This is a genomic window from Aeromonas sp. SER, from assembly GCF_038739615.1.
GTDB lineage: Bacteria > Pseudomonadota > Gammaproteobacteria > Enterobacterales > Aeromonadaceae > Aeromonas > Aeromonas jandaei.
The window spans coordinates 121,084-147,355 of sequence record NZ_JBCGFC010000009.1; the positions used below are offsets into that span (position 1 = coordinate 121,084).

Annotated in this window: 32 protein-coding genes, 5 tRNA genes and 1 pseudogene; 23 read left to right on the forward strand and 15 right to left on the reverse strand. The window is 58.9% G+C overall.

Annotation, left to right across the window (positions count from 1 at the left end; all coding sequences use genetic code 11):
• Positions 1-15 precede the first annotated feature (15 nt).
• The 3 genes from AAHA41_RS14635 to AAHA41_RS14645 all read right to left on the reverse strand — a co-directional run bounded on the left by AAHA41_RS14635 (position 16) and on the right by AAHA41_RS14645 (position 3,824).
• Entirely contained in the window at positions 16-402 is a 387-nt protein-coding gene (locus tag AAHA41_RS14635) for a GFA family protein (RefSeq protein WP_323070658.1), read from the reverse strand.
• A gap of 463 nt (positions 403-865) precedes the next feature.
• Positions 866-2,329, reverse strand: coding sequence for a chitinase (locus AAHA41_RS14640; protein WP_323070657.1), 1,464 nt, complete (start codon positions 2,327-2,329; stop codon positions 866-868).
• 304 nt (positions 2,330-2,633) lie between these two features.
• Positions 2,634-3,824, reverse strand: a complete 1,191-nt coding sequence (locus AAHA41_RS14645; RefSeq protein WP_323070656.1) for a methyltransferase — start codon at positions 3,822-3,824, stop codon at positions 2,634-2,636.
• Positions 3,825-4,040: 216 nt separating this feature from the next.
• On the opposite strand from AAHA41_RS14645, the gene AAHA41_RS14650 reads away from it, so the two are divergent.
• Positions 4,041-4,619 (forward strand): alkylphosphonate utilization protein, encoded by a 579-nt coding sequence (locus tag AAHA41_RS14650; protein ID WP_041207866.1) that lies wholly within the window; start codon positions 4,041-4,043, stop codon positions 4,617-4,619.
• Here the strand turns inward: AAHA41_RS14650 and AAHA41_RS14655 are convergent.
• The gene (locus tag AAHA41_RS14655) at positions 4,601-4,786 is read right to left on the reverse strand and encodes a hypothetical protein (protein WP_143241659.1); all 186 of its coding nucleotides are present in this window, start codon (positions 4,784-4,786) and stop codon (positions 4,601-4,603) included. The genes AAHA41_RS14650 and AAHA41_RS14655 overlap by 19 nt on opposite strands.
• 727 nt (positions 4,787-5,513) lie before the next feature.
• The gene (locus tag AAHA41_RS14660; protein WP_043850455.1) at positions 5,514-5,792 is read right to left on the reverse strand and encodes a YcgL domain-containing protein; all 279 of its coding nucleotides are present in this window, start codon (positions 5,790-5,792) and stop codon (positions 5,514-5,516) included.
• 107 nt (positions 5,793-5,899) lie between these two features.
• Between AAHA41_RS14660 and minC the strand changes: the two genes are divergently transcribed.
• The 5 genes from minC to mtgA all read left to right on the forward strand — a co-directional run bounded on the left by minC (position 5,900) and on the right by mtgA (position 9,028).
• Positions 5,900-6,625, forward strand: coding sequence for a septum site-determining protein MinC (gene minC, locus AAHA41_RS14665; protein ID WP_033112498.1), 726 nt, complete (start codon positions 5,900-5,902; stop codon positions 6,623-6,625).
• 18 nt (positions 6,626-6,643) lie between these two features.
• Positions 6,644-7,456: a septum site-determining protein MinD gene (gene minD, locus AAHA41_RS14670; RefSeq protein WP_033112499.1), complete on the forward strand. Its 813-nt coding sequence runs from the start codon at positions 6,644-6,646 to the stop codon at positions 7,454-7,456.
• 2 nt (positions 7,457-7,458) lie between these two features.
• Entirely contained in the window at positions 7,459-7,728 is a 270-nt protein-coding gene (gene minE, locus AAHA41_RS14675; RefSeq protein ID WP_033112500.1) for a cell division topological specificity factor MinE, read from the forward strand.
• A gap of 191 nt (positions 7,729-7,919) precedes the next feature.
• Positions 7,920-8,246 (forward strand): HI1450 family dsDNA-mimic protein, encoded by a 327-nt coding sequence (locus AAHA41_RS14680; protein WP_033112501.1) that lies wholly within the window; start codon positions 7,920-7,922, stop codon positions 8,244-8,246.
• On the forward strand, positions 8,231-9,028 hold the full coding sequence (mtgA, locus tag AAHA41_RS14685) for a monofunctional biosynthetic peptidoglycan transglycosylase (RefSeq protein ID WP_185227187.1): 798 nt from the start codon (positions 8,231-8,233) through the stop codon (positions 9,026-9,028). The genes AAHA41_RS14680 and mtgA overlap by 16 nt, the downstream gene beginning before the upstream one ends.
• 3 nt (positions 9,029-9,031) lie before the next feature.
• Here the strand turns inward: mtgA and AAHA41_RS14690 are convergent, their stop codons facing one another.
• A complete protein-coding gene (locus AAHA41_RS14690) occupies positions 9,032-9,160 on the reverse strand; it encodes a hypothetical protein (protein WP_255933624.1) in 129 nt (42 codons plus the stop codon).
• Positions 9,161-9,306: 146 nt separating this feature from the next.
• Between AAHA41_RS14690 and AAHA41_RS14695 the strand changes: the two genes are divergently transcribed.
• Positions 9,307-9,630, forward strand: coding sequence for an HI1450 family dsDNA-mimic protein (locus tag AAHA41_RS14695; protein ID WP_041207870.1), 324 nt, complete (start codon positions 9,307-9,309; stop codon positions 9,628-9,630).
• A 43-nt stretch (positions 9,631-9,673) separates the two neighbouring features.
• Here the strand turns inward: AAHA41_RS14695 and AAHA41_RS14700 are convergent, their stop codons facing one another.
• Both AAHA41_RS14700 and AAHA41_RS14705 read right to left on the reverse strand, forming a co-directional pair.
• On the reverse strand, positions 9,674-9,985 hold the full coding sequence (locus AAHA41_RS14700) for a DUF1289 domain-containing protein (protein WP_182927893.1): 312 nt from the start codon (positions 9,983-9,985) through the stop codon (positions 9,674-9,676).
• Entirely contained in the window at positions 9,986-10,867 is an 882-nt protein-coding gene (locus AAHA41_RS14705) for a S1-like domain-containing RNA-binding protein (protein WP_071909991.1), read from the reverse strand. It abuts the gene before it with no gap.
• A 193-nt stretch (positions 10,868-11,060) separates the two neighbouring features.
• Between AAHA41_RS14705 and AAHA41_RS14710 the strand changes: the two genes are divergently transcribed.
• From AAHA41_RS14710 to AAHA41_RS14725, 4 genes are all read left to right on the forward strand, one after another.
• A complete protein-coding gene (locus AAHA41_RS14710) occupies positions 11,061-12,275 on the forward strand; it encodes a UPF0149 family protein (protein WP_268017247.1) in 1,215 nt (404 codons plus the stop codon).
• A 170-nt stretch (positions 12,276-12,445) separates the two neighbouring features.
• The gene (locus tag AAHA41_RS14715) at positions 12,446-12,910 is read left to right on the forward strand and encodes a MarR family transcriptional regulator (RefSeq protein ID WP_033112507.1); all 465 of its coding nucleotides are present in this window, start codon (positions 12,446-12,448) and stop codon (positions 12,908-12,910) included.
• 1 nt (position 12,911) lies between these two features.
• The gene (locus AAHA41_RS14720) at positions 12,912-13,100 is read left to right on the forward strand and encodes a DUF4250 domain-containing protein (protein ID WP_041207874.1); all 189 of its coding nucleotides are present in this window, start codon (positions 12,912-12,914) and stop codon (positions 13,098-13,100) included.
• A gap of 152 nt (positions 13,101-13,252) precedes the next feature.
• Positions 13,253-13,429 carry a hypothetical protein gene (locus tag AAHA41_RS14725; protein WP_323069496.1) on the forward strand — a complete coding sequence of 59 codons (177 nt, stop codon included), beginning with the start codon at positions 13,253-13,255 and terminating at the stop codon, positions 13,427-13,429.
• 111 nt (positions 13,430-13,540) lie between these two features.
• Here AAHA41_RS14725 and AAHA41_RS14730 read toward each other — a convergent pair whose 3' ends face one another.
• Positions 13,541-14,128 carry an FMN-dependent NADH-azoreductase gene (locus AAHA41_RS14730; protein WP_042030597.1) on the reverse strand — a complete coding sequence of 196 codons (588 nt, stop codon included), beginning with the start codon at positions 14,126-14,128 and terminating at the stop codon, positions 13,541-13,543.
• Positions 14,129-14,341: 213 nt separating this feature from the next.
• On the opposite strand from AAHA41_RS14730, the gene AAHA41_RS14735 reads away from it, so the two are divergent.
• The 5 genes and pseudogenes from AAHA41_RS14735 (at position 14,342) to AAHA41_RS14755 (ending at position 18,051) form a co-directional block, all read left to right on the forward strand.
• Positions 14,342-15,232 carry a DMT family transporter gene (locus AAHA41_RS14735; protein ID WP_042030652.1) on the forward strand — a complete coding sequence of 297 codons (891 nt, stop codon included), beginning with the start codon at positions 14,342-14,344 and terminating at the stop codon, positions 15,230-15,232.
• A gap of 97 nt (positions 15,233-15,329) precedes the next feature.
• On the forward strand, positions 15,330-16,508 hold the full coding sequence (purT, locus tag AAHA41_RS14740) for a formate-dependent phosphoribosylglycinamide formyltransferase (protein ID WP_323069499.1): 1,179 nt from the start codon (positions 15,330-15,332) through the stop codon (positions 16,506-16,508).
• Between the two features lie 129 nt (positions 16,509-16,637).
• Complete coding sequence (gene hxpB / locus AAHA41_RS14745; RefSeq protein WP_323069501.1) at positions 16,638-17,297, forward strand: hexitol phosphatase HxpB; 660 nt, start codon at positions 16,638-16,640, stop codon at positions 17,295-17,297.
• Positions 17,298-17,308: 11 nt separating this feature from the next.
• Positions 17,309-17,428, forward strand: a pseudogene (locus AAHA41_RS14750) (hexitol phosphatase HxpB); the annotation flags it as partial.
• 419 nt (positions 17,429-17,847) lie between these two features.
• Complete coding sequence (locus tag AAHA41_RS14755) at positions 17,848-18,051, forward strand: CPXCG motif-containing cysteine-rich protein (protein ID WP_033112514.1); 204 nt, start codon at positions 17,848-17,850, stop codon at positions 18,049-18,051.
• A 61-nt stretch (positions 18,052-18,112) separates the two neighbouring features.
• Here AAHA41_RS14755 and AAHA41_RS14760 read toward each other — a convergent pair whose 3' ends face one another.
• The 3 genes from AAHA41_RS14760 to AAHA41_RS14770 all read right to left on the reverse strand — a co-directional run bounded on the left by AAHA41_RS14760 (position 18,113) and on the right by AAHA41_RS14770 (position 20,134).
• A complete protein-coding gene (locus tag AAHA41_RS14760; protein ID WP_201909679.1) occupies positions 18,113-18,496 on the reverse strand; it encodes a hypothetical protein in 384 nt (127 codons plus the stop codon).
• A gap of 18 nt (positions 18,497-18,514) precedes the next feature.
• Complete coding sequence (locus AAHA41_RS14765) at positions 18,515-19,129, reverse strand: riboflavin synthase (RefSeq protein WP_041207881.1); 615 nt, start codon at positions 19,127-19,129, stop codon at positions 18,515-18,517.
• Positions 19,130-19,231: 102 nt separating this feature from the next.
• Complete coding sequence (locus AAHA41_RS14770) at positions 19,232-20,134, reverse strand: DMT family transporter (RefSeq protein ID WP_323069507.1); 903 nt, start codon at positions 20,132-20,134, stop codon at positions 19,232-19,234.
• A 130-nt stretch (positions 20,135-20,264) separates the two neighbouring features.
• Here AAHA41_RS14770 and AAHA41_RS14775 point away from each other — a divergent pair, with 130 nt between their 5' ends.
• From AAHA41_RS14775 to AAHA41_RS14805, 7 genes are all read left to right on the forward strand, one after another.
• Positions 20,265-20,471, forward strand: a complete 207-nt coding sequence (locus AAHA41_RS14775) for a YaeP family protein (RefSeq protein WP_005352334.1) — start codon at positions 20,265-20,267, stop codon at positions 20,469-20,471.
• Positions 20,472-20,618: 147 nt separating this feature from the next.
• Entirely contained in the window at positions 20,619-21,998 is a 1,380-nt protein-coding gene (locus AAHA41_RS14780; protein ID WP_071909972.1) for an MATE family efflux transporter, read from the forward strand.
• Between the two features lie 138 nt (positions 21,999-22,136).
• Positions 22,137-22,213: transfer RNA gene (locus AAHA41_RS14785), tRNA-Val, on the forward strand.
• Between the two features lie 12 nt (positions 22,214-22,225).
• Positions 22,226-22,302: transfer RNA gene (locus AAHA41_RS14790), tRNA-Val, on the forward strand.
• A gap of 17 nt (positions 22,303-22,319) precedes the next feature.
• Positions 22,320-22,396, forward strand: a tRNA-Val gene (locus AAHA41_RS14795).
• Positions 22,397-22,433: 37 nt separating this feature from the next.
• A tRNA-Val gene (locus tag AAHA41_RS14800) sits at positions 22,434-22,510 on the forward strand.
• Between the two features lie 36 nt (positions 22,511-22,546).
• Positions 22,547-22,623, forward strand: a tRNA-Val gene (locus AAHA41_RS14805).
• Positions 22,624-22,756: 133 nt separating this feature from the next.
• Here AAHA41_RS14805 and AAHA41_RS14810 read toward each other — a convergent pair.
• The 3 genes from AAHA41_RS14810 to AAHA41_RS14820 all read right to left on the reverse strand — a co-directional run bounded on the left by AAHA41_RS14810 (position 22,757) and on the right by AAHA41_RS14820 (position 26,239).
• Positions 22,757-24,598 (reverse strand): sigma 54-interacting transcriptional regulator, encoded by a 1,842-nt coding sequence (locus AAHA41_RS14810; protein WP_323069510.1) that lies wholly within the window; start codon positions 24,596-24,598, stop codon positions 22,757-22,759.
• A 186-nt stretch (positions 24,599-24,784) separates the two neighbouring features.
• A complete protein-coding gene (locus AAHA41_RS14815; RefSeq protein WP_201931271.1) occupies positions 24,785-25,669 on the reverse strand; it encodes an AEC family transporter in 885 nt (294 codons plus the stop codon).
• Positions 25,670-25,681: 12 nt separating this feature from the next.
• Positions 25,682-26,239: a YaeQ family protein gene (locus AAHA41_RS14820; RefSeq protein ID WP_042030612.1), complete on the reverse strand. Its 558-nt coding sequence runs from the start codon at positions 26,237-26,239 to the stop codon at positions 25,682-25,684.
• Positions 26,240-26,272 lie beyond the last annotated feature (33 nt).

The following is a 26,272-nucleotide window of genomic DNA, read 5'->3' on the forward strand; positions in this document are numbered from 1 at the left end:
GGGGTTACCCTGGTTTTACTTCCCTTTGGGATAACGGGGATGCTCGTCCTGGATCGGCAACCATGGCAGCTGGCTGTCGGTATGGATGTGGTAGGTTGGCGCAACAGCATCCGGATTATCGAGGGAGGCGATGGCCAACGTGAGATATTCAGGGTACTGGATGCTGCGATACGTGAGGGTGGAGCCACACTCGGTGCAAAATCCCCGGCGGATAAAGTCTGAAGACGCATACTCGGTCGGTTTGCCGCATAACCACTGCACCTGTTCGGCGTGAAAGTCCATCCAGGCCCCGACCGGTGCCCCCGTGGTACGCTGGCAATCCCGACAGTGACAAAAATCGGCCGCAAAAGGTGCAGTCAGCACCTCATAGCGGATCACCCCGCAATGACAACCGCCCTTCATCTTGCCCCCTTTGTTGCAATTTTGCACAAGCCAAAGAGCTTACCAATATAAACCGATCGTTCACATCAATTTTCTCAATGGAATAAGCGAAAAAGTGCCGAGATAAAAATGCGCTATATAGCAAGACCTCACCATGTTGGTGATAAATGATAGTTTACCAATAGGGGGATTACTCCCCTCGCGTGCAATGAGAGGATTCATTTAATGATGAAGAATGAATTAGCCCGCAGTGTGTAAAAATTATCAGTTGACGCCAATTTATGGAGCTAACCAATCGACATGTAAAACGGCTACCCCTCACTTCTCCCAACACCATTTTATTTCAATTTTCAGATAAAAATCGTTCTATAAACCAAGACTAAAGCACCATTGAAAATACAAGATAATATTCGGCGATATAATTTTTGAATTAACGAGGAGAGGGAGCCCCCCTCTCCTCTCTAATTGTCAATATCACGCCACCTTATTTGGCAGGCACCACAACCCAGGGGCTACCTTTGGCGGGATCATCCCCCTGCGTCCACCATTTGGCCTGATAGACAACACCTTTGTAGCTCACCTTGCTACCGGCGGTATAGACCTTGGTCGCTTCCCAGGCCGGGTTGCCGCCGATGGGCGGTTCGCTCGGATCGACCGGCGGCGGGGTCAGTTTGTCCACGACCCGTACTTTCGGCCAATTGGCGTGGGAGCCGTAGAAGTTGGTCACGCACTTCTGGTAATCGCCCGGCACCAGCGCCGAGTAGGCGGTCTGGAAGCCAACCAGCTCACACTCGAAGGAGTAGCCGCCCGGACGATCCGGGTAGTATTTCCAGTTGCCATCCCAGTTGGTGTAGAGCACGTCGGTGGCACCGTTGAGGTTGAGGCTGCCATAAGGCGTCTGCTGCCAGCAGGTATTCTTCTCATCGGCCTTGACCGGGATCTGGTAGTGATTGGCCAGCCCTTCCCAGTAACGAATACGGTTGACCGGCTGCCCCTTGTCCTTGTTCTGTTCGCCACACTCGATGCCGCCATTGATGACGTTGATGGTGGTGCCAAAGCCATAGCCGATACCGGCATCCACTTCCCGTTTGGAGGGTACCCAGGTGCGGTCAATCACGTGCAGCATGGCCGGCTTGGGCGCCTGTGGCGTCAGGAAGAACCAGATGGCCGAGGCGAGGTTGAGCCAGGAGTCGGCCACCAGCCCCGGGTTGTTGAGCAGCACGGAGGCATCGCCATCGAACATCGCCTCGGAGAAGGCGCCGTAGTTGAAGTGGTAGGAGAGCTGCTTGGCACCGCGGCCAAAGTAGCCTTGTCCGGTACTGCAGGGCCACTTCTTGTTTTGCCAGTCGTTCTGACCGCAGCCGGTGGTGTAGCCGGTCTGTCCCTCTGACCAGCCCATCTCGCGCACATGCACCAGCGCCTGCTGCCACTCTTCCAGCCCCAGCGGGTTGTCGGAGACATTGTCCTTGGAGATATGCCCCCCCGTCTCCTGAGAGAAGTGGGCAAAGGCGGTCACGATGGATTTTTTACAGATCGCATCGGAATCGCGCCCGTCAGTATATTCGCCACAAAAAGCCGGGAATTTACCGATAGCACGCAAGAACCGGACATAGGTGTATTCCGGCGCTGCCATCTGGGTTAAATAATCCCATTCCGACTGGGGAAATACCCGTTCAACCCGTTTTACGTTGTCAGGGTTGCTTGCCAACCCGGGTTCAATGGCATCGACTATTTTATTGGATCGGGTCGCCAACGCCTTGGCCCAAATTGCATACATGGGATTGGCTGTCTTGGCTTTTTCCACGGCAGCCACATCAGAGGCAGCAATAACATATCCACCGGGGTTCTGCGGATCGGGTTGAATATTCATGGCTGCGCTCATTGCACTATAACTTGGCAATGCGCAGGCAGCCGCAATCAACCAGGCACAACGCTTGGGTTTGAACATAAATCACAGTCCTTGTTTGAATATAGGGCGCTACAAGAGTAGGTGTTTTATTAACTAAATTCACGATGAGAATTAAGAAATAAAACAGATTTGTGAGCCATTTCACCTTGTCAGGAAAATTAGCAACGAACCGACATAAAGAACTCATACGAAACAATTTTTGACAAGGTGGCACCAGTAAAACTGGATCCGCGCGAGTGGATGGAGTGGCTACCACCCGTACATTTTTTTAGACGCAAAAAATGGCTGACAAGAGGAGCTTGTCAGCCATTTGAAACTATCAAGCAGCAGGGAGGCTAGCGACTCAGGATTCTGCTTTCACCGCGCGGATCAGAATGTTGCGCGGCGTCATCGGTTTGGCGCAGAACTCCCCCACCTCGACCCGATAACCCTGCTCTTGCAGGAACAAGGCTCTATCGAGGGCAAGCCAGATCTCGAGGGGACGACGAAACAGGTGACGCACCAACTCCATCCGGGCGACAGCACCAAAACGCGCCTCCCCTTTGGCCACAAAGGCGTCGTAGTCCAGTCCGCTCGGCAACGCGATCCCCTTGCGCTCGGCAGCCCAGTCGCAAAATGCCGCGAAACTGCCGGTCAGCAGGCTCTTTTGCATATTGGGCACCGGCAGATACTCATCGATCCCGCGCACTTCCCGTTGCAGGCAATCAAAGGCGAGCCGCCACACCACCTCCTGCTCACGCAAGCGGGTGATCCGCGCGCCGCCGGTCACCGTCTCCTGCAACGGCAGTTTGAGATCGGCCTTGGCCAGACGCAGCGCACTGCCCTGAGCGGCTTGAGAGAGAGGACGGTAATCCGGGGTGCGGATCAGATGGTAACAGCAGGGGGAGATGGTCACCCCGCGGGCACTGCGCTCGGCCACTTGCGCCAACAGATGGGTGTGCAACTCGCCACAGGCATGCAGTGCCATGGCGTGGTGCTCGGGCGCAATAAGCTCGGCAGACTCGGGAGCAAAGGCATCGGCGCAGCAGAAGGTCATGGTGGCGCCATCACGCTCAGCCAGCTGACGACCCTCTTCACAGAGCTGCTCTTGCAATTCGAGGCTCAAGACCGACGCGTGACGGTGACGTGACACCAGTCGCCCAAGATGCCCCTTGCCGGCACACCACTCCAGATAAGGTCCCTGATGTGCGGGCAGGCTGGCAGTGAAGGCCTCGATTTGAGCCTGCTTGCGCCCCGGCATATGCAGCGCCATTTCCTTGCTGCAACTGATAGGCTCGGGGGTAAAAGGCTCAAGCTGACTGAGTTGCAGCAATGCCTCGCCATCGGCAATCCAGGGGGAGAGCAACGAACCAAGGGCCGCCATGTCGCCATCAAGCTCAGCCAGTTGCTCCAGCGTGAGAGCATCGAGCTGTGCCGCCAGCTCCGGCGCCTTGTTGGCAAAGGGCATGGTCAGGTGATGATAGGGCTGATATTGCCACCAGCGCCGATGGCGGATCAGCAGCTGATCCAGTTGTTGAAAGCGTTGCGCCAGCACAGGAGCCTCTATCCGGCAGTCAAAAGGAGGCTCATTCTAGCGATCCCGCTTCAAATTGCACTCCTGCTGCGCAGTAAAGTACCGTTCAGGGGTGTAGCCTGACCCGGCTTGCTACCCGACCTGACAAAATGCGGGGTTTTATGCTATATTCCGCCCCCTCTTTGATGCGCCCCGCCCGATGCGGGTCGTTTTACTACCAACCAGGGGATCAATAACATGACCATCAACGCCATCCTGCAAGCGCGCGCAGGCGCCAAGTGTGAACTGTGCGGCGCCGAGCAGGCACTGACCGCTTTCGTGGTACCCCACTCCCCCGCCAGCGATGATGATCACAGCGTGGCCATCTGCGATACCTGCCGCGGCCAGCTGGAGCAGCCGGAGACCGTGGTTGTCAACCACTGGCGCTGCCTGGGCGACAGCATGTGGAGCCAGGTACCGGCCGTTCAGGTCATGGCATGGCGCCAGCTGAAAGCCCTCTCCGCCCAAGGCGAAGTGTGGGCTCAGGACATGCTGGACATGATGTATATGGAAGAAGAGACCAAGGCCTGGGCCGAAGCGGGCATGGCTTCCGAAGATGACGACAGCGTGCCGACCGTTGACTCCAACGGCGCCGTGCTGCAAGAGGGCGACTCCGTTACCCTGATCAAGGATCTGGACGTCAAGGGCGCCGGCTTTACCGCCAAGCGCGGCACTCTGGTCAAGGGCATCCGCCTGACCAACAACCCGCTGCATATCGAAGGCAAGGTCAACGGTGTGCAGATCGTGCTGGTCGCCGCCTACCTGAAAAAGGCGTAATACCGCTCGGCAACTTGTGCCGACGACAATAAAAGGATGGCCAGCCGCCATCCTTTTTTATTTGCCGCCGCTTTATGGGCCGCGCAGTTATCAGCTGTACAGAAGTAATTTTCAGCCATCGCCAAACCGCCTATTTTCGCCAATACCACATGTTGCAAACCAGCCATACACCTGACCCATATTTGTACGTTGTGGTGTGCAGCTATGTGGCTCTCTCCCCTTTTATCCTGAAGCACACCTCCCCAGAGCCCGCTGTTGCGCCGGTTTGATTACGCCAACCTAGTCACACTTACTGTCACGCTTGCCTTGACCACTATTGGCTGATAACAGCAAGGCTTTGCTCGCCTGCCCGTATAGGCTCACAAGCGGAACGCTCTCGTCCAACAGGACTCTTATCAGATGGCGGTAATATATTGGTGGCCAAGCTCTTTTTCCTCGATGGCTGGCAAGCTCGTCTCGCAAGGCTGCTCGCGCGGGAAATTGGCTAGAAACAGCTGGGCTATTTTGTGAGCAAGGACAAAAATTGACTAAAAGCAGGTCATGAATGCTTGACTTTATATTTTAAAAAAGAAGGAGAAACGAGGTAAGGCGATAAGAAAATAACGGTGTAAATAACCCCTCCCCCAATCGATGGAACAGCTCGAAAAAATTGGTGCAAGTGTTGTGCTCGCTGTTGTGCTCGCTAAAAGTAACCCCGTGGACGGGTCGGCAATATATCGGGCAGATGACCAATATTGTCCGGTTAAACACCCCCGTTAATTTGTCATCAGTTGTTCAGGCACTGAACATAAGCGATGAATCGCAAGGTAGAAAATGGCGATAACCGGATAAAAAACAGCCCCGTCACACGCTCTGTTGCGACGGGGCCGTCTTGATGGTTTCAGGCGGGAGAGGTCACGCCCCCTTTTTCTGGCGGGCCTTGTGCTCTTCCAGCAGGTTCTCCGGCGGGGGCGGCACCTGCAGGTAGAATCCCTGCATGGTCAACGCCTCCATCACCTTGCCGACCTCGGCCAGCCCGAGGGGTTTGGCCGGGTCCAGTTTGGTCATCAGCACCAGCTCGGGACGACCAAAAACCGCCATCAAGGGGGCCGGTACGCGGGAAAAGTCCTCTCTTCTTTCAACAAAAAGGTAGGTCTCGGCTTTTTTGCGACTTTTATAGACTGCACACAACATGGAAATTGATATAATCCGACGAGTTTATTGCCTCTGATGGGGGCAAACTATAACATCAGGAATTGAATAACAATAACGGATTAGCATCTCTGCCTCGGGGAAGATTCATGGTTGAGCGCGATAACGAATTGAAAGGGACCACCTTCACTATTTCTGTGTTGCATATCAGCGATGGCGAGCCAGAGCGGATCCGTCAGTTGTTGGCGGAAAAAGTGGCTCAGGCGCCCTACTTCTTTAATTGCGCACCGCTGGTGATCAATGTTTCCCGACTGGAACAGATCCCCGACTTCGAACAGCTCAAGGAGCTGGTGGAGTCGGAAGAGTTTGTGCTGGTCGGCATCACGGGCGCGCGAAGTGAAGAGATGAAGACGGCGGCCAAGGCGGTGGGCCTTGCCGTAATGGCCTCGGGCAAGAGTCGCAAGAGCGATCCCCAACCTGAGCCAGAGCCGGTGGTGGCACCTGCCGCCCCCGTTACGCCCCCTGAGCCGGAGCCGGCCCCCCTCATCCCGACCCGGGTGCATGTGGGCCCGGTGCGCTCCGGCCAGCAGATTTATGCTGCCGGCACCTCGCTTGTGGTGCTGGGCTCAGTCAGTCCGGGGGCCGAAGTGCTCGCCGATGACAGCATTCATATATATGGCACCCTGCGTGGCAGAGCCATAGCCGGAGCCCGCGGCAATACCCGGGCCCGGATCTATTGCCAGCAATTACAGGCCGAGCTGCTCTCCATCGCTGGCACATTCCAGCTTAGCGATGCATTGCCGGCAGGCCTCATCCAGCAACCGGTCCATATCCGGCTGGATAATGAACAACTCCGTATAGACCGTATCAAATAGAGTTACAAGGAAGCGAGAATGGCGCGAATCATAGTCGTTACATCGGGTAAAGGTGGCGTTGGCAAGACCACAACCAGCGCGGCCCTGAGTACCGGTTTAGCCCAGCGTGGCCACAAAACTGTGGTCATCGATTTTGACATCGGTCTGCGAAACCTGGACCTCATCATGGGCTGCGAGCGCCGCGTGGTGTATGACTTCGTCAACGTCATCAACGGTGAGGCCAACCTCAATCAGGCCCTCATCAAGGACAAGCGCAGCGAGAACCTCTATATCCTGCCGGCATCCCAGACCCGTGACAAAGATGCCCTGACCAAAGAGGGTGTCGAGAAGGTGCTGGAGCAACTGGCCGAGATGAAGTTTGACTACATCGTCTGCGACTCTCCGGCGGGGATCGAAGCGGGCGCCCTGATGGCCCTCTACTTTGCCGACGAGGCGATCGTCACCACCAACCCGGAAGTCTCTTCCGTGCGTGACTCCGACCGGATCCTCGGCATCCTCTCCTCCAAATCCCGTCGTGCCGAGCGCGGTGAAGACCCTATCAAGGAGCACCTGTTGCTGACTCGCTACTGCCCGACCCGCGTCAATCGCGGCGACATGCTGAGCGTGCAGGACGTGCAGGAAATCCTGGCCATCCCGCTGCTCGGGGTGATCCCGGAGTCACAGGCTGTGCTGCGTGCCTCCAACTCGGGCGAGCCGGTCATTCTGGACAAGGAGTCCGATGCCGGTCAGGCCTATGATGATGCGGTTTCCCGTCTGCTCGGTGATACCAAGGAATTTCGTTTTCTGGAAGAAGAAAAGAAGGGCTTCTTTAGCCGACTGTTCGGGAGTTAAACATGTCATTATTGGATTATTTTCGTTCCAACAAGAAACAGAACACCGCACAACTGGCCAAGGAGCGGTTGCAGATCATCGTTGCTCACGAGCGTTCATCCAGGGGGGGGCCGGATTACCTGCCCCAGCTCAAGCAGGATATCCTCGACGTGATCCGTAAATACGTCAACATCGATCCGGACAAGATCACCGTCCAGATGGATCAGAAGAGTGACGAGCTCTCCGTTCTCGAGCTCAACATCACCTTCGCCGATGACAACAAGAAGGGATGAGCTGACGCCATATGCGTGACCCCTTCCCTCAATGAAGACCGGATCCCCTGGCTGGATCCGGTTTTTTATTGCCTCAACCTGGCGAAGTGCCTGCAACCGGCTCGCCAAGGGGTCTGGCGACAGCTAGAATAGCGCCGCCTTCGCTTGCATCGGCCAGCGAGGTTTCTTCTCTTTTTTCTGGAACAGAACTTATGTCCTTGAATGACGAAATGCACAGCGTCGAAGAGCTGCTCGACACCGCCCTTGAACTCTTTATGGAGCTGGCCTCCGACAACCTGCCGGAGCAGGAGATCATCCGCTTCAATCAGGAGTTCAACGATCGCGGCCTGCTGGCAGAAACCGATCCGGCCGACGACTGGGAAGCGGATGTGGGTTTTGCCGTGAGCGATGCCGAGTACGCCGAGATCTGGGTTGGCCTTGGCAACGAGCAAGAAGAGTACGAGCACCTGTTTGCCCGCATGCTGCTCTCCCGCCGTGTTGACGAGAAGTTCTGCCACATCGAATGGCTGCCCCAATAATTCCGGATCCCGATGATCCGAGCCAGTATGTCTGGGAGTCTGACTCTGACGCCCGGCAGATGGCGCCTGAAACCCCGGCCCCCTCATTGGGGCGCCGTGTGTTGAAGTGGGTTGGCAAGGCCTTGCTGGCCGGGCTTGTCTGCTCGGTCGTCTCCGTCTTGCTGCTGCGCTTTATCGATCCCCCCATGTGGAGCTGGCGCATCGAGCGAGCCCTCTTTCCGCCTGCCAAAGTGGCACAAGTGCGCCACGAGTGGGTGGATCTGGAGTCCATCTCCAAAGAGCTGCAACTGGCGGTGATTGCCGCCGAAGATCAGCGCTTTGCCGACCACAACGGCTTTGACATGGATGCCATCAATGCAGCGCTCAAGCACAACCAGCACAGTGAACGGGTACGGGGTGCCAGCACGCTGAGCCAGCAGACCGCCAAGAATCTCTTTATGTGGAGTGATCGCAGCTTCCTGCGCAAAGGGCTGGAAGCCTGGTTTACCCTGCTGATGGAGCTGGGCTGGGACAAATCCCGCATCCTCGAGATGTATCTGAACATTGTGGAGTTTGGCCCGGGTATCTATGGCGCTGAAGCCGCAGCCAACTACTACTTCGGCAAACCGGCCAGCCGGCTGACTCGCTACGAGGCCTCCCTGCTGGCCGCCGCCCTGCCCAATCCCTGGCGCTATCGGGTCAAGCCCCCTTCGCCCTATGTGCAAAAGCGGGCGGTCTGGATCCGCCGTCAGATGGGGCAACTGGGTCAGGTGACCCTCAACCGGGTCTATCAGGCCAATTGATCATCAGGCGCCACCGGATTTTACCGGTGGCTCCTGCCCCGCCTCTGCCGGCTCCTGATTGAGGGGCAGAGAGTGCCACCACCAGCTCTCCCGTCGTCGCTTGATCTGCTGTCGTCTTGTCCGTAACCGCATCGCGTCGCCCCCACGCCTATTCACCCGCCACTTAACCATACCCCCGATATGACCGATTGGACAGGTCGTACCCCGCGGCGTACTGGTCTGGCCGCCACGGCCAATAATTGTTACAGTAGCGGCCTCGATGTATCTGGAGTGATTTCATGGAACAGCGTACCCCGGATCAGCTGGTCGAATGGGCCTATGATCAGTTTCTTGAGCAGGCCGCCGACATGCTTGCCCCCGAACAAATCGTCGATATCACCCTGGAGTTTGAACAGCGTGGCGCCGTGGAGGCGACCCTGCCCAATGCCGACTGGTCGGCAGAGCTGGGTGAGCCGGTTGATATGGAGCGCTGGGTCGAAGTGTGGGTGGGTCTGCTGGATCATCAGGAGGAGTTCGAGGTGATCTTCGCCACCTTCCTCCTGCCCCGCCTGATCACGGAAAATCAGGTTTATGTGCGCTGGCACCGCCAGCAACAGGCATAAAAAAGGCGCCATCGGCGCCTTTCTTTTTTCTGGCTTCCCATGCTCAGGGCTGCGCTGCGATGGCCTTGGCCAGACAGCGACGGCACCAGCAGGCACTGGCCGCCGTCATCGGCAAAGTCGGCAACTGACTGCACCAGCACTGCTCGATGGTCATCCCGGCAGAGACGGCGCAATAGGCCGGTTCACCACAGCCCGGACAACAGTGGGTGCTCCTGGTGCCATCCAGCTCGGCCATCACTGCCAGCTGGGCATCGCTCTCCATCGCCGACCAGTGACCGATCTCGGTCAGGGTGCGACCGCAGCCAAGGCAGAGGCCATCCTTTGCCTTGCACAGCCCGATGCAGGGACTCGGCACTTACTCCTGCTCCCCGCTCTGGGCAGCAGACCCCGCCTCGGTCAGGGTGATGGCATTGTCTTCAATGACGATCTTGCCCTGCTTGTAAAGGCCGCCGATCGCCTTCTTGAAAGTGCCTTTGCTCATGGCAAAAAGCTTGTAGATGAGCTCGGGTTCGCTCTTGTCACCCACTGCCAGACTGCCACCCTGCTTTTTCATCCGGGCCAGAATGCGCTCGCCGGCATCGTCCACCTTGGCCATACCCGGCTTTTGCAGGGTCAGATCCAGCTTGCCATCGTCGCGCACCTGCTTGACCCAGGCGGTCTGCGGACGGCCCGTCATCACCCGGCCGAACACTTCGTTGCGAAACAGCATACCGGGGTACTGGCCGTTGACGATCACCTTGATGCCGAGGGGAGAGTGTTCACCGGGCAGAGCGGTCACCTCGTCTCCCGCCTTGAAGGGGGGCTTGGCGGTGCTCAGGAAGCGCTCGAGGCGGCTGGTACCCACCATGCGCCCCTCGTTGTCCAGCATCAGACGCACCAGATAGACGTGACCCACCTGCATCGGCTTGTTCTGCTCGCGGCTTGGCACGAACAGATCCTTTTTCATGCCCCAGTCGAGGAAGGCACCGATCTTGTTGGCGTTGACCACCTTCAGACCGGCAAACTCGTCCACCATGGCAAAAGGCTTGTCGGTGGTGATGACCGGCTCGCAGTCGGCATCCAGATAGAGGAATACCTGTACGCTCTCCCCCTCCTTGATCCCCTCGGGAAGCTGGCGCTTGGGCAGCAGCAGCTCGCCGTATTCGTCGGCTGCCAGCCAGGCGCCGCGATCTTCGAGTTCAACGACGGTGAGGGTGTTCATCTTGCCAATCTGTATCATGGTGCTCTCTTTTTTCATTACCCGGACGGGCCGGCTGGATCACGGCCCCTATGGCCGCGCATGTTACCCCAAGAGGGGTGATCCGGCCTAGTCCCCTCGCCTCACTCTGACCGGCCGATGGCGATATAATCGCCATTCAACCGTCCCTTTGCTGCAAATACCCCCACATTTAGGTAGACTTCGCGGCTGCTCAAATCCAGAGGAACTGTCGATGAACCCATCCACTCGTACCCGTCATCTCAATCAATGGATCCAGACCCACAGCCAGCAGGCGATGACTTATCCCGCTCTGCACGGCTTTTTGTGTGCCCGTCTGGTCGGGCCGGATGCCCCTGACTGGCAGGCCCCGCTGGCCGGTCTGTTGCCCCATGACGCCGAGCTGGATGAAAAGAGTGGCGAGGCCCTCACCCATCTGATCGCCGAGCTGGAAGCGCAGGCAGATGAAGCCCAGCTGGCCCTGCCGAGCCAGTGCCGCCTCCCCACCGACAACCCGCAGCAGGTCTTTGAACAGAGCCACCCGCTCGGGCAGTGGTGCTACGGCTTCAGTCAGGGCTTTGCCACCTGGCCCAAGCCAAAGGATTTGAATGACCCGACTACCCAGTATCGTTTCAGTCTGGCCGCCGAGCTGAGCCTGTTTCGCGACAAACAGATGGCGCAGATGCTCTATAGCGCCGCCGCCAGCGAACTCCCCTTTGTCGAGTTCTGCAAACGCCAGCGCCAGAACATGAAGACAGCCCTCAACCAGCTGCTCCAGCTCGATCAGTATCAGGCCGCGCCGAGCGCCGATGTAGCCCTCGACAGCGAGCAGGCCCAGCAGTGGCAACGCTGGTTCGAGCTGGCGGATAACTGCCGGGACCACCAGGCCCGCCTCGGCTGGTTCGAGAAGATCATCGCCGATGCCAACCCGCTGTTTGATGCCAGTTTCTGGCAGCAGCTGGGTGGCCACGGCTGGAGCGCGCCGGAAGTCCGCCCCTTGCTGGCAGCCCGCGCCGGTCGTGCCGACTGCCTGCTGCGCCTTGGCAAGCTGGACGAAGCCAGGGAGGAGTATCTGGCACTGCTGGCCATCTGTATTCCCGACGAGCTGGGTTGCCGCTACAACCTCTCCTCCCTCTATGCCCTGCAGGGCGACTGGCAGGCGCTGGCCGAGCTGCTGGTACGTTTCGACGAGGCCTCCAGCTGGTTGCTCTACAACCGCGCACTGATGATCTTTGCCTGCGAAGGGGCGGATGCCGCCCGACCCCATCTGCTGGCCGCCATCAATGCCAACCCGCACGTTCCGGCCTGTCTGCTCGGTCAGCGCAAGCTGCCAAAGCAGGAGCCGATGAGCTGGCAGGCGGGCAGCCGCGATGAGGCAGCCCTCTACACCATGCACACCCGCGAGGCCTGGCTCAAGCAGAGCGCCCTGCTCTGGCTGCGCAAGGGCTGACCACTTCCGGATTAAAATCCCGGCGAACTGACCCGGTTTTTGTCTGATGGCGTGCGTCACCGCACATTTCATCGCAACCGGGTCAGACAAACTCGCTTGAGTTTCGTATCATCAATGTCAAAGTATCAAAAGAAACTGCATCTGATGCAGCCGTCACAGCAGGGTGTAATATGTCAAAAATCATAGCGTTACTCGCTCACTACCCGCCCTATCAGTTGGTACATGCCGCCGAAATGCTACGGGATACCTTCGAGCAGTTTTACGAACAGCGTTACCAGCTGACCGTCCCCCAGTGGCGTCTGATGATGGTGCTCGGCCCCAACTACCCCATCAGCCAGAAAGAGCTGGTCGAGGCGAGCGGCATGGACAAGGTGCGCATCTCCCGCGAGATCCGCCGTCTGGCCGAAAAAGGCATCATCTTCACCGAAAACAGCGAGCAGGATAAGCGCATCAGCCTGGTCTCCCTGACCGATAGCGGCCTCGCCCTGTTCCAGCAGCTCAAGAGCGAAGCGGGCAGCTGGCAGCATACCCTGACCGACTACCTGCCCAGTGAATCCCGCGAGGCAATCCGCCAGCATCTGCACAGCGTCAGCGCGGCCATCGAACAGCTGCACTCCCTCGACAAGGAGAAATAGGATGGATCTGAAGAAATTTGCCACCATGGACGTCAACATGCTGCTGAGCCTGATCAATATGCAGCTGCGTGATCGTTACGATGATCTGGAAGACCTCTGCAAGGCGCAGGATCTCGATCAGGCGGCACTGGAAGCACGGCTGGCCAGCGGTGATTTTCACTACCAGCCAGAGCAAAAACAGTTCAGATAGGGATCGGGATCACAACGTCAGCAGCCACAGTGGCACCGGGGCCAAAACCTGATATGGTCACTCAAGCCTCGGCAGTGCGATGAACGGATACATCACACTGTCATACGAGGGCACTACTCTTGCTGCCAGTGAGCAAACCCAAGGATGATCCCATGACGTTGAACCGCGAACATTTCCTGATCATGCTCTGCATGCTGCTGATGATCAGCCTCTTCACCCCGCAGATCCCGCAAAGCGTCGAACAGTGGCTCACTGCGCTGATGGTTGGCTCCCTCGCGGCTGTGGTGTTGATGCTGATACGGGGTTGCCGCCGCTTTATGCTGGAGTAGTCTCTGCACCTGCCAGCGGTTCCCGCACGCAACAAGCGTGAAAAAACAAACGCAGCCTGATGGCTGCGTTGTTGTTTATGGCGGAGCGGATCGTCCTTGCTGGCAAACGGTTTAGATAGCCAGCGTCTCGAGCTGCGCCTTGGCGGCTTCAATCCCCTTGCTCTGGGCATCCGGGCCCATGCCCATCCCCTCGGCGTAGATGAAATCCACCTCCTTGATACCGATGAAGCCCAGCACGGTGCGCATGTAGGGGGTCACCAGATCGGTGGCACTGCCAACGTGCATGCCGCCGCGGGGGCTGATAACCAACGCACGGGTGTTCTCAACCAGGCCGACCGGGCCGGTTTCGGTGTAACGGAAGGTGACGCCGGCACGAGCAACCAGATCGATCCAGTTTTTCAGCTGGGTCGGGATGTTGAAGTTGTACATGGGGGCGGCAATCACCACCAGATCGCTCGCCTTGAGCTCTGCGATCAGCTCGTCGGACTGGGCGATCACCGCCAGTTGACGTTCATTGAGGTTGTCACCACCGCGCAGGCCGGAGGCCAGCTCGCCATCCAGCACCGGCAGGTTGAGGGCCGCCAGATCACGCACGGTGACGGCATCATCCTGATGGTCAGCCAGGAAGCCGTCGATCAGGGCGTTGGATTGGGAATATTGACCCAGGATGCTGGATTTGAGAACGAGGATATTGGCCATGGTGAAACTCCATTTGGTTGTCGGTTGAACAGCTGCGCTGTCGATAGAGGTCACTCTAAACATTGCGCTTCTTTGCTGATAGCGAAAATAGATGCTCAACTTGTTCAAAAATTTTGATATTGGTTGATTGCGCGGCAACGGGCGCATCAACCCTTGGCAGAACAAACGATTGCCGCTATGATCCGCCGCACTTTTTTCAGTGACCCGGATCCCATGGCCCACTCGCGCAGCCACTCCCCTTTCGCCGGTGCAGTCTGGATGATGGTGGCAGGCCTCTGTTTCGCCGCCGTCAACAGCCTGAGCCAGTATGTCAGTTTCAAGCTTGGCCTCCCCTCGACCCAGGTTGCCTTTCACCAGTACCTGATCGCCCTGATCTGCCTGCTGCCCTGGCTGATCCGCCACGGTTTGCGCCAATCCCTGATGACCAACCAGCTGCGCCTGCATCTGTTGCGGGTCGCTCTGGCAGTGATCGGCATCCAGTTCTGGCTCTGGGCGCTGGCCGAACCCGTTCCCATCTGGCAGGGTATCGCCCTGCTGATGACGTCACCGCTGTTTGCCACTCTGGGCTCCGCTCTCTTTCTCAAAGAGCAGGTGAGCCGCGCCCGCATCGTGGCTACTCTCTCCGGCTTTGTCGGCGCCATGCTGATCCTCGCCCCCTGGAATGATGATTTCAGCTGGGCCTCTCTGCTGCCGGTGGCAGCGGCGCTGTTCTGGGCAGGCTACTCCTTGCTGGTGCGCTATCAGGCGGCGAGCGAATCGTCCCACACCATCGTCGTCTACCTGCTTATTTTCAGTACCCCGTTCAACGCCATGCTGGCGCTGCCGGAGTGGCAATGGCCAACGGAAAGCCAGTGGTTGCTGGTAGCCGCATCCGGCGTGTTGTCGGCTCTGGCCCAGATGTCCATCGCCCGCGCCTACAGCGTGGCGGAGGCCTCCTTCATCCAGCCCTTTGATTTTGCCAAGCTGCCGATGAACGTACTGGCAGGCTGGCTGGTGTTTGGCTGGGCGCCGCCCGGCCGACTGTGGCTTGGCGCCGCCATCATCATTGGCGCCATCACGTTGCTGACCCATCTGGAGCAGCGCGCCCGACCATCCGTTTCCTGAGGTACGCCATGCGTGCCTCTTTTTTTGCCCGCTATTCCCGCAATCACGTGTGCGATAGCGATCATCAACAATGACCAACGACATCAGGAGAGATCGTATGTTTGGAACCGCAACCCGCCCCGGCGCCACCCGCGCCCTGCTGCTGGGCTCCGGCGAACTCGGCAAGGAAGTGGCCATCGAGTTGCAGCGCTTCGGCATCGAAGTGATCGCCGCCGACCGCTATGCCAACGCCCCCGCCATGCAGGTGGCCCATGCCGCCCGGGTGCTGGATATGCTCGATGGCGCCGCCCTGCGCGAGCTGGTCGCCGAGATCAAACCCGACCTCATCATCCCCGAGATCGAGGCCATCGCCACCGATACGCTGGCAGCCCTTGAGAAGGAGGGAGTCAAGGTAGTACCCAATGCCCGCGCCACCCAGCTCACCATGAATCGGGAAGGGATCCGCCGTCTCGCCGCCGAGACCCTGGGCCTGCCCACCTCCCCCTACCGCTTTGCCCAAAGCAAGGAGGAGTTTGTCGCCGCCGTCGAGGCCATCGGCATGCCCTGCGTGGTGAAGCCGGTGATGAGCTCGTCCGGCAAGGGACAGAGCGTGCTGCGCGATCTCGCCAGGCTCGATGAGAGCTGGACCTACGCCCAGGAGGGTGGCCGCGCCGGTCGTGGCAAGGTGATCGTCGAGGGCTTCGTTCCTTTCGAGTACGAGATCACCCTGCTCACGGTACGCGCCGTCGATGGCATTCACTTCTGCGAGCCTATCGGCCACCGGCAGGAAGATGGCGACTACCGCGAATCCTGGCAGCCACAGGTGATGAGCGAACTGGCGCTGGCCCGTTCCAAAGAGGTAGCGGCCAAGGTGGTTGAGGCCCTCGGTGGTTACGGCCTGTTCGGGGTCGAGCTCTTCATCAAGGGCGACGAGGTGTGGTTCAGCGAAGTTTCGCCGCGCCCCCACGACACCGGCATGGTGACCCTGATCTCGCAGGATCTCTCCGAGTTCGCGCTGCACGTGCGCGCCATTCTGGGGCTGCCGGTCGGCACCATCACCCAGTGTGGGCCGAGCGCCTCTGCCGTGGTGCTGCGCGAAGGGCACAGTCAGGATATCCGCTATCAGGGGATTGGCGAGGCGCTTGCCAAGGTGCCGGGTGCCCAGCTGCGACTGTTTGGCAAACCGGAGATCGCCGGTCGCCGCCGTCTCGGTGTGGCACTGGCCCGGGGTGAAGATTGCCGCGAGGCGGTCGAGCAGGCCAAAGCCGTTGCCGCCAGCGTCGAGGTCATTTTCTAAACGCTGTTTTTTCACCGCACCGAAACAAACGTTTGCCGATGTGATCGGGCGCAAGGGGCATGGCAATGCCCCTTTTGCATTTGCTCGTCAGGCTTATAATCCCCTCTTCAAATTTGTCAGGAGTACAAGATGTTAGCTGCCGTGATCTTCGATATGGATGGTGTTCTGATCGACTCGGAACCCTTTTGGCAACGGGCCCAGCTCGCCGTGTTCTCCGAACTGGGCCACCCCCACACCGTCGAGGATTGTGAGTCGACCATCGGCGTGCGCATCGATCAGCTGGTCGCCCACTGGTATCGCCTGCGCCCGTGGAGCGGCCCGAGCCAGGACGAGGTGGTGCAGCGCATTCTGGATCGGGTCAACGCCCTGATCCTCTCCGAAGGTCAGGCCAAGGCCGGCGTGCTGGAGGCGCTCGACCTTATCGAAGCGCGCGGCCTGAGAGTGGGTCTGGCGACCTCCTCCCCCTTTGCCATGGTGGAAGCGGTGCTCGGCAAGCTCGGCATCCGCGATCGCTTTATGGCGGTTCACTCCGCCGAGGTGGAGCGCTTCGGCAAACCGCACCCGGATGTCTACATCCACGCCGCCGAGAAGCTGGGGGTGGAACCGGTACACTGTCTGGCCATTGAAGACAGCTTCACTGGTCTGCTGGCGGCCAAGGCAGCCTCGATGAAGGCGCTGATCGTGCCGGATCCGGCTTTAGTGGGAGACCCGCGTCTGGCCATCGCCAACTACCAGCTGAGCTCGCTGGCCGAACTCAATAGTGAAATGCTGGCCAGCTGGGTCAAGTAAAGGACAAGCTGGCGCTGATCGTTCCCATGTACCCGGCATTGGTGGGTGACCCACGCTTGGCCATCGCCAACTACCAGCTAAGCTCGCTGGCCGAGCTCAATAGTGAAATGCTGGCCAGCTGGGCCAAATAATTCGCCCGCACCAGCTGTTCGCATCCTTCACGGTGCCACAGGCATACCTGCCTGCGGCACCGTTTTTATACGTGAATAGGTGCCAAAGGATGGATATCCACCCTGCGGCGAAAAGGGGTAAACCGGCCGGATGTGCAGCCCCCCTCCCGGATGGCCAAATGGCCTGTTTGGCCAGTAAAAACCGCCGTTCAGCCCCCTTTATTACCAACCAGCAGTTGGCAATAACAGCTACAAATCACCGATTACAAACCAACATTCGGGCCATTTTTGCCCCGGCAGCGCCTGCTGATCCCCTTTTCCGATCCGGGTTTGATCCCTGTCATACCACCTTCATAAACGTGCGCTTGCTCGCGGTTAGCCCGCGCCTGCGCAGCTAGAATCAAGGGAGACAGGCGGCCCGCGGGCCCGAGGAGGTTATCATGATCGAGTACACCAGCAAGCGCATCGTCTGCCCCCACTGCGGTCACCATACCCGAGTCGAGCTGGATGCCAGTCAGGGGGATCAGGAGTTCTATGAAGATTGCATGGCCTGCTGCAATCCGATCCACCTGCGACTGCATCGGGATGAGGAGCGCGACCGTCTGCAACTCTTCGTGGATGCTGACGACGAGCAGATGTTTTAAAAGCGGCCGGATAGCAAAAGGGGCGTGACTCGCGAGAGTGGCGCCCCTTTTCGTTTCGTGGTCAGCGGTAGATGCTGCCCTGCCGCGATTTCGCTCTGGCCCAGAGCGTCTCGTCATCGAGAGCGGTCTGGATCAGCTCGATAGGCACCCCGGCATCATTGATCACCGCCACCCGATAATCGTCGATCGGCTCGTAGGGCCCCAGGATTACCTCTTCCCCCTCAATGGCGGCCGCCAGATCATCCACCTTGAATGCGACGTGAGGCACGGTTCTCAGCAGATCGTGCAGCGGCGAATCATCGGTAAAGTAGTGCCACTGAACCCGAAACCGCCCCGGGTTATCCTCGGTATACATCCCCACCTTTTCGCTGTGGATGCCATGGGGCAAGGGCACGGCGCTGGGGATGCCAAAGTGGTGAAAGGTATAGTTCAGACCCGGTTTCATCTGCGCTTTTTCCTGACATCAGGCCATTCGGCTGGCCAGTACCCGCTCCACCGTATCGACGATGGCCTGGGTCTGGGGATCGATCTCGATATTGGTCGGCCAGCCGGCGCGCACCCAGCCGAGGTTGGTGCGGGCCAGCGTCTCGGGGATCAGGTGAACGCAAAACTCCCGCTCGCGCACCTCGCCGATGGTCAGGCTGATACCGTCTATGCCGATATACCCCTTGGTCAGCACATATTTCATCAACTCGGGGGCGAGGCGATACCACACCTGACGGTTGTTGGGGGTGTCGATCACCGAGGTCACTTCCGCCATCCCGATAATGTGGCCGGACATGGCGTGACCGCCGATCTCGTCACCAAAGCGGGCGGCACGCTCCACGTTGACCTTGTCCCCCACCTGCAGCTTGCCGAGGTTGGTCAGGCGCAGGGTCTCCTGCATCAGATCGAAGCTGACCAGATCCCCTGCAATCCGGGTCACGGTGAGACAGCAGCCGTTGTGAGCCACCGAGGCACCAAGAGCCAATCCCTCGCCCCACTCCCGGCTGGGCATGCGGATCACGTGGGTACGAAATGAAGCACTCTCTTCGATGGCGACCAGCTCGGCCACACCTTGCACAATTCCGGTAAACATCATCACCTCTTTGTTTCTGCTAACACGCTCTGTTTTTATCGCGGCCTGTGGCCGCTTCTTTTACACAATCCGTTTTTTACACAATTCGTTTCATACACACTGTCACACCTGCTCCGCCGCCTCAGACCGCGCCAGCACACTCGCCCGGCGCTGGGAATGGATGACCACTATGCCAGCCAGCACGATGAGCAGACACCCCGCCATACTACTGAGGGTCGGCATTTCACCAAACATCAAATAGCCGCAGAGGGTTGAAAAAAAGATCTGGAAATAGAAGAAAGGCGCCAGAGTAGAGGCCTGCGCATACTGCATCGCCTTGATAAGGCAATATTGGGAGAGCAGGGTCACCACCGGCAGCGCCAGCAGATAGGGCCAGTCGGCAAGTGCCGGAAAGCGCCACAGTGCAGGCTGCCAGCAGAGCGTCACCATTGCCACCATCCCCAGCATGAAGCAGGTGACGATCAGGATATCGAGGGTGGTCAGACGTGGATCCACCAGCTTGGTGATGAGGTTGTAGCCGGTGTTGGCCAGCACGATGACCAGTGGCAGCAGGTAGTAGAGGTTCGCGTCGCTCCCGTCGGGATGAGTCACCACCAGCACGCCAAACAGCCCCAGCAACACGGCCGCCACCTTGGCCCGGGTCAGACGCTCCCTGAAAAAGATGACACCGGCCACCACAAAGGCCAGCGAACCAAGCTGGCAGATGATGGTGTAGACATTGAGCGGCACATGGGCCAGCGCAATCACCGAGACCAGCGCACAGACCAGAAACAGCAGCGAGCGCAGCAATAGCCAGCGATCCACCGCCAGCAGCGCCGACACGGTGCGCCTTGGCAACAACAGCAGCAGACCGAGGAAAGGAACAAAAAAGCGAAACCAGACCATCTCCATTACGGAGTAGCCATGGAGTACCAGATATTTGTCCGCGCCATCCTTGAGCGTCAGGGCGAGAAGTGCAAACAGCGTCAGGAAGATCGCCAGTGAGTTGCGCGAAGAGAGCAGCATCAAAGAGGCCGAAACAGGAAAAGGGGGTAACCAAACTAACGGGCTTGCCGCAAATTACAACCGCGAGACTGACAAAATGGGAGCAAAACCGCTATATTTGCTCGCCTTTTTACTTTCAAGGAAGCAAATCATGATGGTTTATGAGTGCTGTGAAGCGATCCGTATCGCCTATAACCAGATTGGCTCCGGCGAGCAGGGCTACGTGCCGAAGGCCATCGCCGCCACTATCCGCGCCCTCAACGCGGTCGCCGCCGATGAGCGGGTGCCCGCCGAACTGCGTGAACAGGCCGCCTATGCGGCAGCCAACCTGCTGATCAGCGATCACGAAGACGCCTGATCCCGCAGCCGGGGCGGCAACTATTTCGTCCTGGATGAATTTCAGGCTAAAATGCCTCCCCCACCCTTTGCATGCCCGCCCGGGTGTGCAAAGGCTCTTCCCGATTTCCGCTCTTTCTCTATCTATCTGATCCACTCGGAGGTGTCAGTGCAACGTTATTGGTCCGAGGCGAAGCAGCTCGTCCGTCTAGCCAGCCCCATACTGGTCGCCCAGGTCGCCCAGGTCGCCATGAACTTCGTCGATACCGTGATGGCGGGACAGGTGAGTGCGGTCGATCTGGCCGCCGTGTCGGTGGCCTCCAGCTTCTGGCTACCGGTGATCCTGCTGGTGCAGGGGATCATCATGGCGCTCACCCCCATCGTTTCCCAGCTCAACGGCGCCCGCAAGCGGGATCAAATCCGACCGGCCGTCCATCAGGGCTTCTGGCTGGCACTGATCGTCACCCCGCTGGCGATGATTGCGCTCTATTACAGCCCGCTGGCGCTGCAGTTCATGGATGTGGAGCCGGTGATGGCGGCCAAAACCACCGGCTACCTGCACGCCATCCTGTGGGGTCTGCCCGCCTTCGTGATGTTCCAGGTGCTGCGCAACTTCAGCGAGGGGCTCTCCCACACCATGCCCACCATGGTGATCGGCTTTGTCGGGCTGGCGGTCAATATTCCCGCCAACTACATCTTCATCCACGGTCACTTCGGCATGCCAAAACTCGGCGGGGTCGGCTGTGGCGTCGCTACCGCCATCGTGCTGTGGGCCATGCTGCTGGCGATGATCCTCTACGTGAAGCTCTCCTCTCATTTCAAGGAGATCAACCTCTTCTCCCGACTCGCACGCCCCAACGGCAGCCGGATCTGGCGCCTGTTTCGCTTGGGGTTCCCCATCGCCATGGCGATCTTCTGCGAGGTGACCCTGTTTACCGTGGTGGCCCTGATGCTGGCCCCCTTCGGTGCCGAGACGGTGGCGAGCCACCAGATTGCGCTGAACTTCTCCAGTCTGGTCTTTATGCTGCCCCTCTCCATCGGGGTAGGCGTGACCATCCGGGTCGGCCACAGCATCGGCGAAGGACAACCTCATCATGCCCGAGTGGCAGCCCGCACCGGCCTGCTGCTGGGAATGGGCATTGCCGCCCTCACCGCAGCGCTGACGGTACTGCTGCGCGAGCAGATTGCCTCCATCTATACCGATGATCAGCAGGTGATTGCGCTGGCCGCCCTGCTGCTCTTCTTTGCCGCTGTATACCAGATCTCCGACTCGGTGCAGGTGGTCGCGGCGGCTGCACTGCGCGGTTACAAAGATACCCAGGCGATCTTCTACGTCACCATCGTCGCCTACTGGGGGCTGGGACTGCCGACCGGCATGATCCTGGGTCTCACCGACTGGGTGGTACCGCGGATGGGGCCGCAAGGCTTCTGGATTGGCTTTATCGTCGGACTCACCAGTGCCGCGCTGATGCTGGGGGCTCGCCTGCGCCATATCTATGGCCGCTTCGCGACGCCGGAGGCATGCACCACCCTGTCGCGGGCCCAGTAAAAGTGGCAACTCGCCTGCAAAATCAACAGGCTGCGCAAGAACTGGGCAAACAGTCTCCTTTGTGCGTATGGCCTGTTGACAGCCTTGGGGGGCATGGGTAGTATGCCGACCACGCCAGCAATGCTGGCGTAGTGAAGTGGGTTTATAGCTCAGTTGGTTAGAGCACTACCTTGACATGGTAGGGGTCGTTGGTTCGAATCCAATTAAACCCACCACTTTTCTGTGATGCGTCCTTAGCTCAGCTGGTTAGAGCACCACCTTGACATGGTGGGGGTCGGTGGTTCGAATCCACTAGGACGCACCATCACAGATTGCTGTTATGCGTCCTTAGCTCAGCTGGTTAGAGCATCACCTTGACATGGTGGGGGTCGGTGGTTCGAATCCACTAGGACGCACCATAACAGTTTGAATGTATTGCAGATGTAAGTTTGATGTGGGTTTATAGCTCAGTTGGTTAGAGCACTACCTTGACATGGTAGGGGTCGTTGGTTCGAATCCAATTAAACCCACCACTATCCTGCAGAACAGCAAGTCGCATTGCGCACCCTGCGTCCTTAGCTCAGCTGGTTAGAGCATCACCTTGACATGGTGGGGGTCGGTGGTTCGAATCCACTAGGACGCACCAGATTTGAAAAGCCCGCTCATCGAGCGGGCTTTTTGCATTCTCTCCCCTGCCTTCTCGCACTTTTTTTGCTGCGCCAACAAAAAGCCCGCATCACCATTTGCATGACACGGGCTGAATCGATACCGCCAAACCATCAGGCCTGCACGGCAATATCGTACTTCTTTATCTTGCGATAGAGGGTGGCAATCCCGATCCCCAATGCCTGCGCCGCCAGCTTCTTGTTGCCAAGCCGCTGCAGAGTCTCCTCGATCATCTGTTTCTCCATGCTCTCAAGACCGCTCTCTCCCGGAGCAGGATCCTGCAACTTCTCCGGCATCACCGCCATTGGGCCTTGCGCTGCCACCGGTTCGCCCGGGATGGCGCTCAGGGGCACGATGGGGATGATCTGGGTGACCACCGGATGGGGATCCTGATTGCGGATGATGTTGGGCGGCAGCAGGCTGCTGTCGATCACCTCACCCGCCTGGCTGACGTTGACCAGATATTCGATGAGGTTGCTCAGTTCGCGCACGTTGCCCGGCCAGCGATATCCCTTGAGCAGCGCCATCACCTCCGGTGTCAGGCCGGGGTAGACAGTGCCGATCCGGCTGGTGTGCTGGTTGAGGAAGTAGTGGGTCAGCAGCTCCACATCCCCTTCCCGCTCGCGCAGCGGCGGCAGGTTGAGAGGGATGACGTTGATGCGATAGAAGAGATCCTCGCGAAACTTCCCTTCGGCGATGTACTGGTCTAGATGCTGATGGGTCGCAGCGATGATGCGAATATCTACCGGCACCGGCCGGCTGGCGCCGATGGGGGTCACTTCCCGCAGCTCCAGCACCCGCAGCAACTTGGCCTGCATGGTGAGCGGCATATCGCCGATCTCGTCGAGGAACAGGGTGCCCTGATGGGCTGCCTGAATAAGCCCCTGCTTGCCACCGCTGGAGGCGCCGGTGAAGGAGCCCTTCACATAGCCAAACAGCTCGCTCTCCAGCAGCTGCTCGGGGATGGCGGCACAGTTGATGGCGATAAAGGGTTTGTCATGGCGCGGGCTCAGGCGATGAACCGCGCGGGCCACCACCTCCTTGCCGGTGCCGCTCTCGCCACAAATGAGCACGCTCGACGGGCTCTGGGCAATGCGCTGCAACAGCCGCTTGAGGTTGCGCATCGGCTTGCTCTCGCCGATCAGCAGGTCGATGCGCACATCGGGGTCAGGCTCGCGTACCTGCCCGGAGTGGGACTGGTGAAAGGCCATCAGGAAGAGCTGCTGCCCCTGCACATGGTGCAGCTGACCGATGATCAGCTCCTGGCGATCGCCCAGGGTGAAAATGTGCTGGATATGGCCGCTGATCTCCTGCCGGGCAAAGGTGAGCGGGCGGATCCCCACCTCACGCCCCTGCAGCTGCTCCGGCTGGCAGCCCAGATGATGCAGCGCCGCTTCGTTGGCAAAGCGCACCTGATTTTTCTCGTCGAGCAGCAGGCAGCCCTGATCCATATGGGTCATCAGATCGAGGAACACCTTGTTGACCCCGTCCGACAGGCCGCGCGAGTCGAGCAGCTTGGCTACGAAAATGGTGGAAATGTGGCGCACATAGTCACACACATCCTGCAGATTGTTGTTGAGACGGGCCTGCTGCTCGGCGCTGAAGGCGACCAAGCTGATCACCCCGATGCACCCCTCGTCCACCATGATGGGCACCCCGAGGAAGGCGCGCTCGCGACAGCTCTCCTTGCAGCTGCACCCCTCGCAGACCGGATCATCGCTGGTGTGGGTAACGATCTTTTCCCGCTGATTGTCGATGACATAGCGCAGCAGGCGGGAGTCACCCTCCAACTGGCGGCCGAAAAACTTGCCATAGGGGCCAGTGCCCGCCACCCGCACCATATCGGCATCGACGATCTCGACCTCAAGTTGCAGCACACTCGCCAGCATCTTGGCAAAACGCAAGATGGTGGGCTGGATCTGCATCAACAGACACTGGTTGCTCACGGATCTCATCCATCATTCCTTTTTGTTCTTGTTGTTCTCCCTCTAAAGGGAGCCATGCTGGCCAGATACTAAGGGATATCCGTCAGCACAACTTCGGGGGGGATCACGAAAAGGGAAAATGAATGACGGGGAGAATGAGCACAAAGATGAAGATAAAAACCAACAAAAACAAAAATATAGAAGATGTGAGCAAGATCAGGTCGGCAGGTGAAGCGCCAGCCAGACTGACAGCGGGATCACCACCACCGAGAGAGCATTGCCGCCGAGCACGATACTCGCCACCTTCTCCGGCTGACAGTGGTACTGCTCGCAAAGCATGTAATTAAGCACCGCAGGTGGCAGAGAGACCGACAACATCAGGAGCGGGATCCACTCCCCCTTGAGAGGCAACAACCATATCGCGAGCAGCAACGACAAGCCGCCCGCCAGCAGATAGAGCAGGTTGCATTTCAGCGCCAGCCCCAAATGATCCAGCTCCCCTTCCGTCAATCTAATTCCCAGCGCAAAAAGCATCAGCGGCACCGAGATCTGCCCGACCAGCGAGGCGGTGGTCACCACATACTCCGGCAGCGCGATATGCAGATTGGCCACCAGCAATCCGGCCAGCGCGGCCCACAGCACCGGACTGCGCAGCCAGAGCCAGCGGGAGGTGTTGGCCGAGAGGATAAACATGCCGACTGAGAAGTGCAGCAGGTTGGAGAGCACAAAGAGGATAACGATGGCCCCCAGCTGCTGCTCGCCAAAGGCCAGCACCATCAGGGGAATGCCGAGGTTGCCGGTATTGCGAAACATGGCGGGCAAAATGAGCGCCGCCCGTTCAATCCCCTTGAGCCTGAGTAACGCGAGCAGCAGACCGGGTAACAGGATCACCAGCGCCCCGGCCGCGATGAGCGGCAGATGCTCCCCCAGCGCAAGCGGATATTTGACCAGGGCGGAGAAGACCAGCGCCGGGGTAAACAGCTCGATATTGGCCCGATTGACATAACCGAGCGCCGCCTCTGGCCGCAATCGGCCATAAAGAGCACCAAGCCCGACCACCGCAAACACGGGGATGACAATATTGAGCAGGGCGCCGAGCACAGGGAGGTCCCGTTACAGTTCGCGGGCAGGCTTGCCCATCAACAGCTGCGGATCGAGGGTGACCTCTTTGCTGCCGTTACTGATCCAGAGCTGTCCTTCCGAGATGGTGCAGGTGAGCTGCATGGTGCGCTCCACCATCTCGGTAAGCGGCAGGGTCTGGCTCTCGGAGAGCTCGATGATGCTGAGGTTGTCGTGCAGGCCAAGCTTGCCCTGATTCTGCTTCCACCAGACGCTGGTGCCGCGACCGCCATAGAGATAGAGCACCACTTCGCGGGCGCGGTTGCAGGCCTTTTTCAGCCGCTTCTCGTCGGGCTGGCCCAGCTCAATCCAGAGCTCGATCTCGTCCGAGTAGTTCTTGCGCCAGAGCTCGGGTTCGTCATCGGCGCTGAGCCCCTTGGTGAACTCCAACCGCTCGGCCGCATGCCAGGCAAAGGCCGCCAACCGGATCATCATCCGTTCGTCGGTTTCGGAGGGGTGGCGCGCCAGCGTGAGGGAGAAATCCTGATAGAGGTTGCGATCCATATCAGACAAGCTGATCTGGGCCTTGAATACGGTTGCCTTGAGAGCCATAGAAAACCTTGAATACCCTGTGACAAGTGGGGG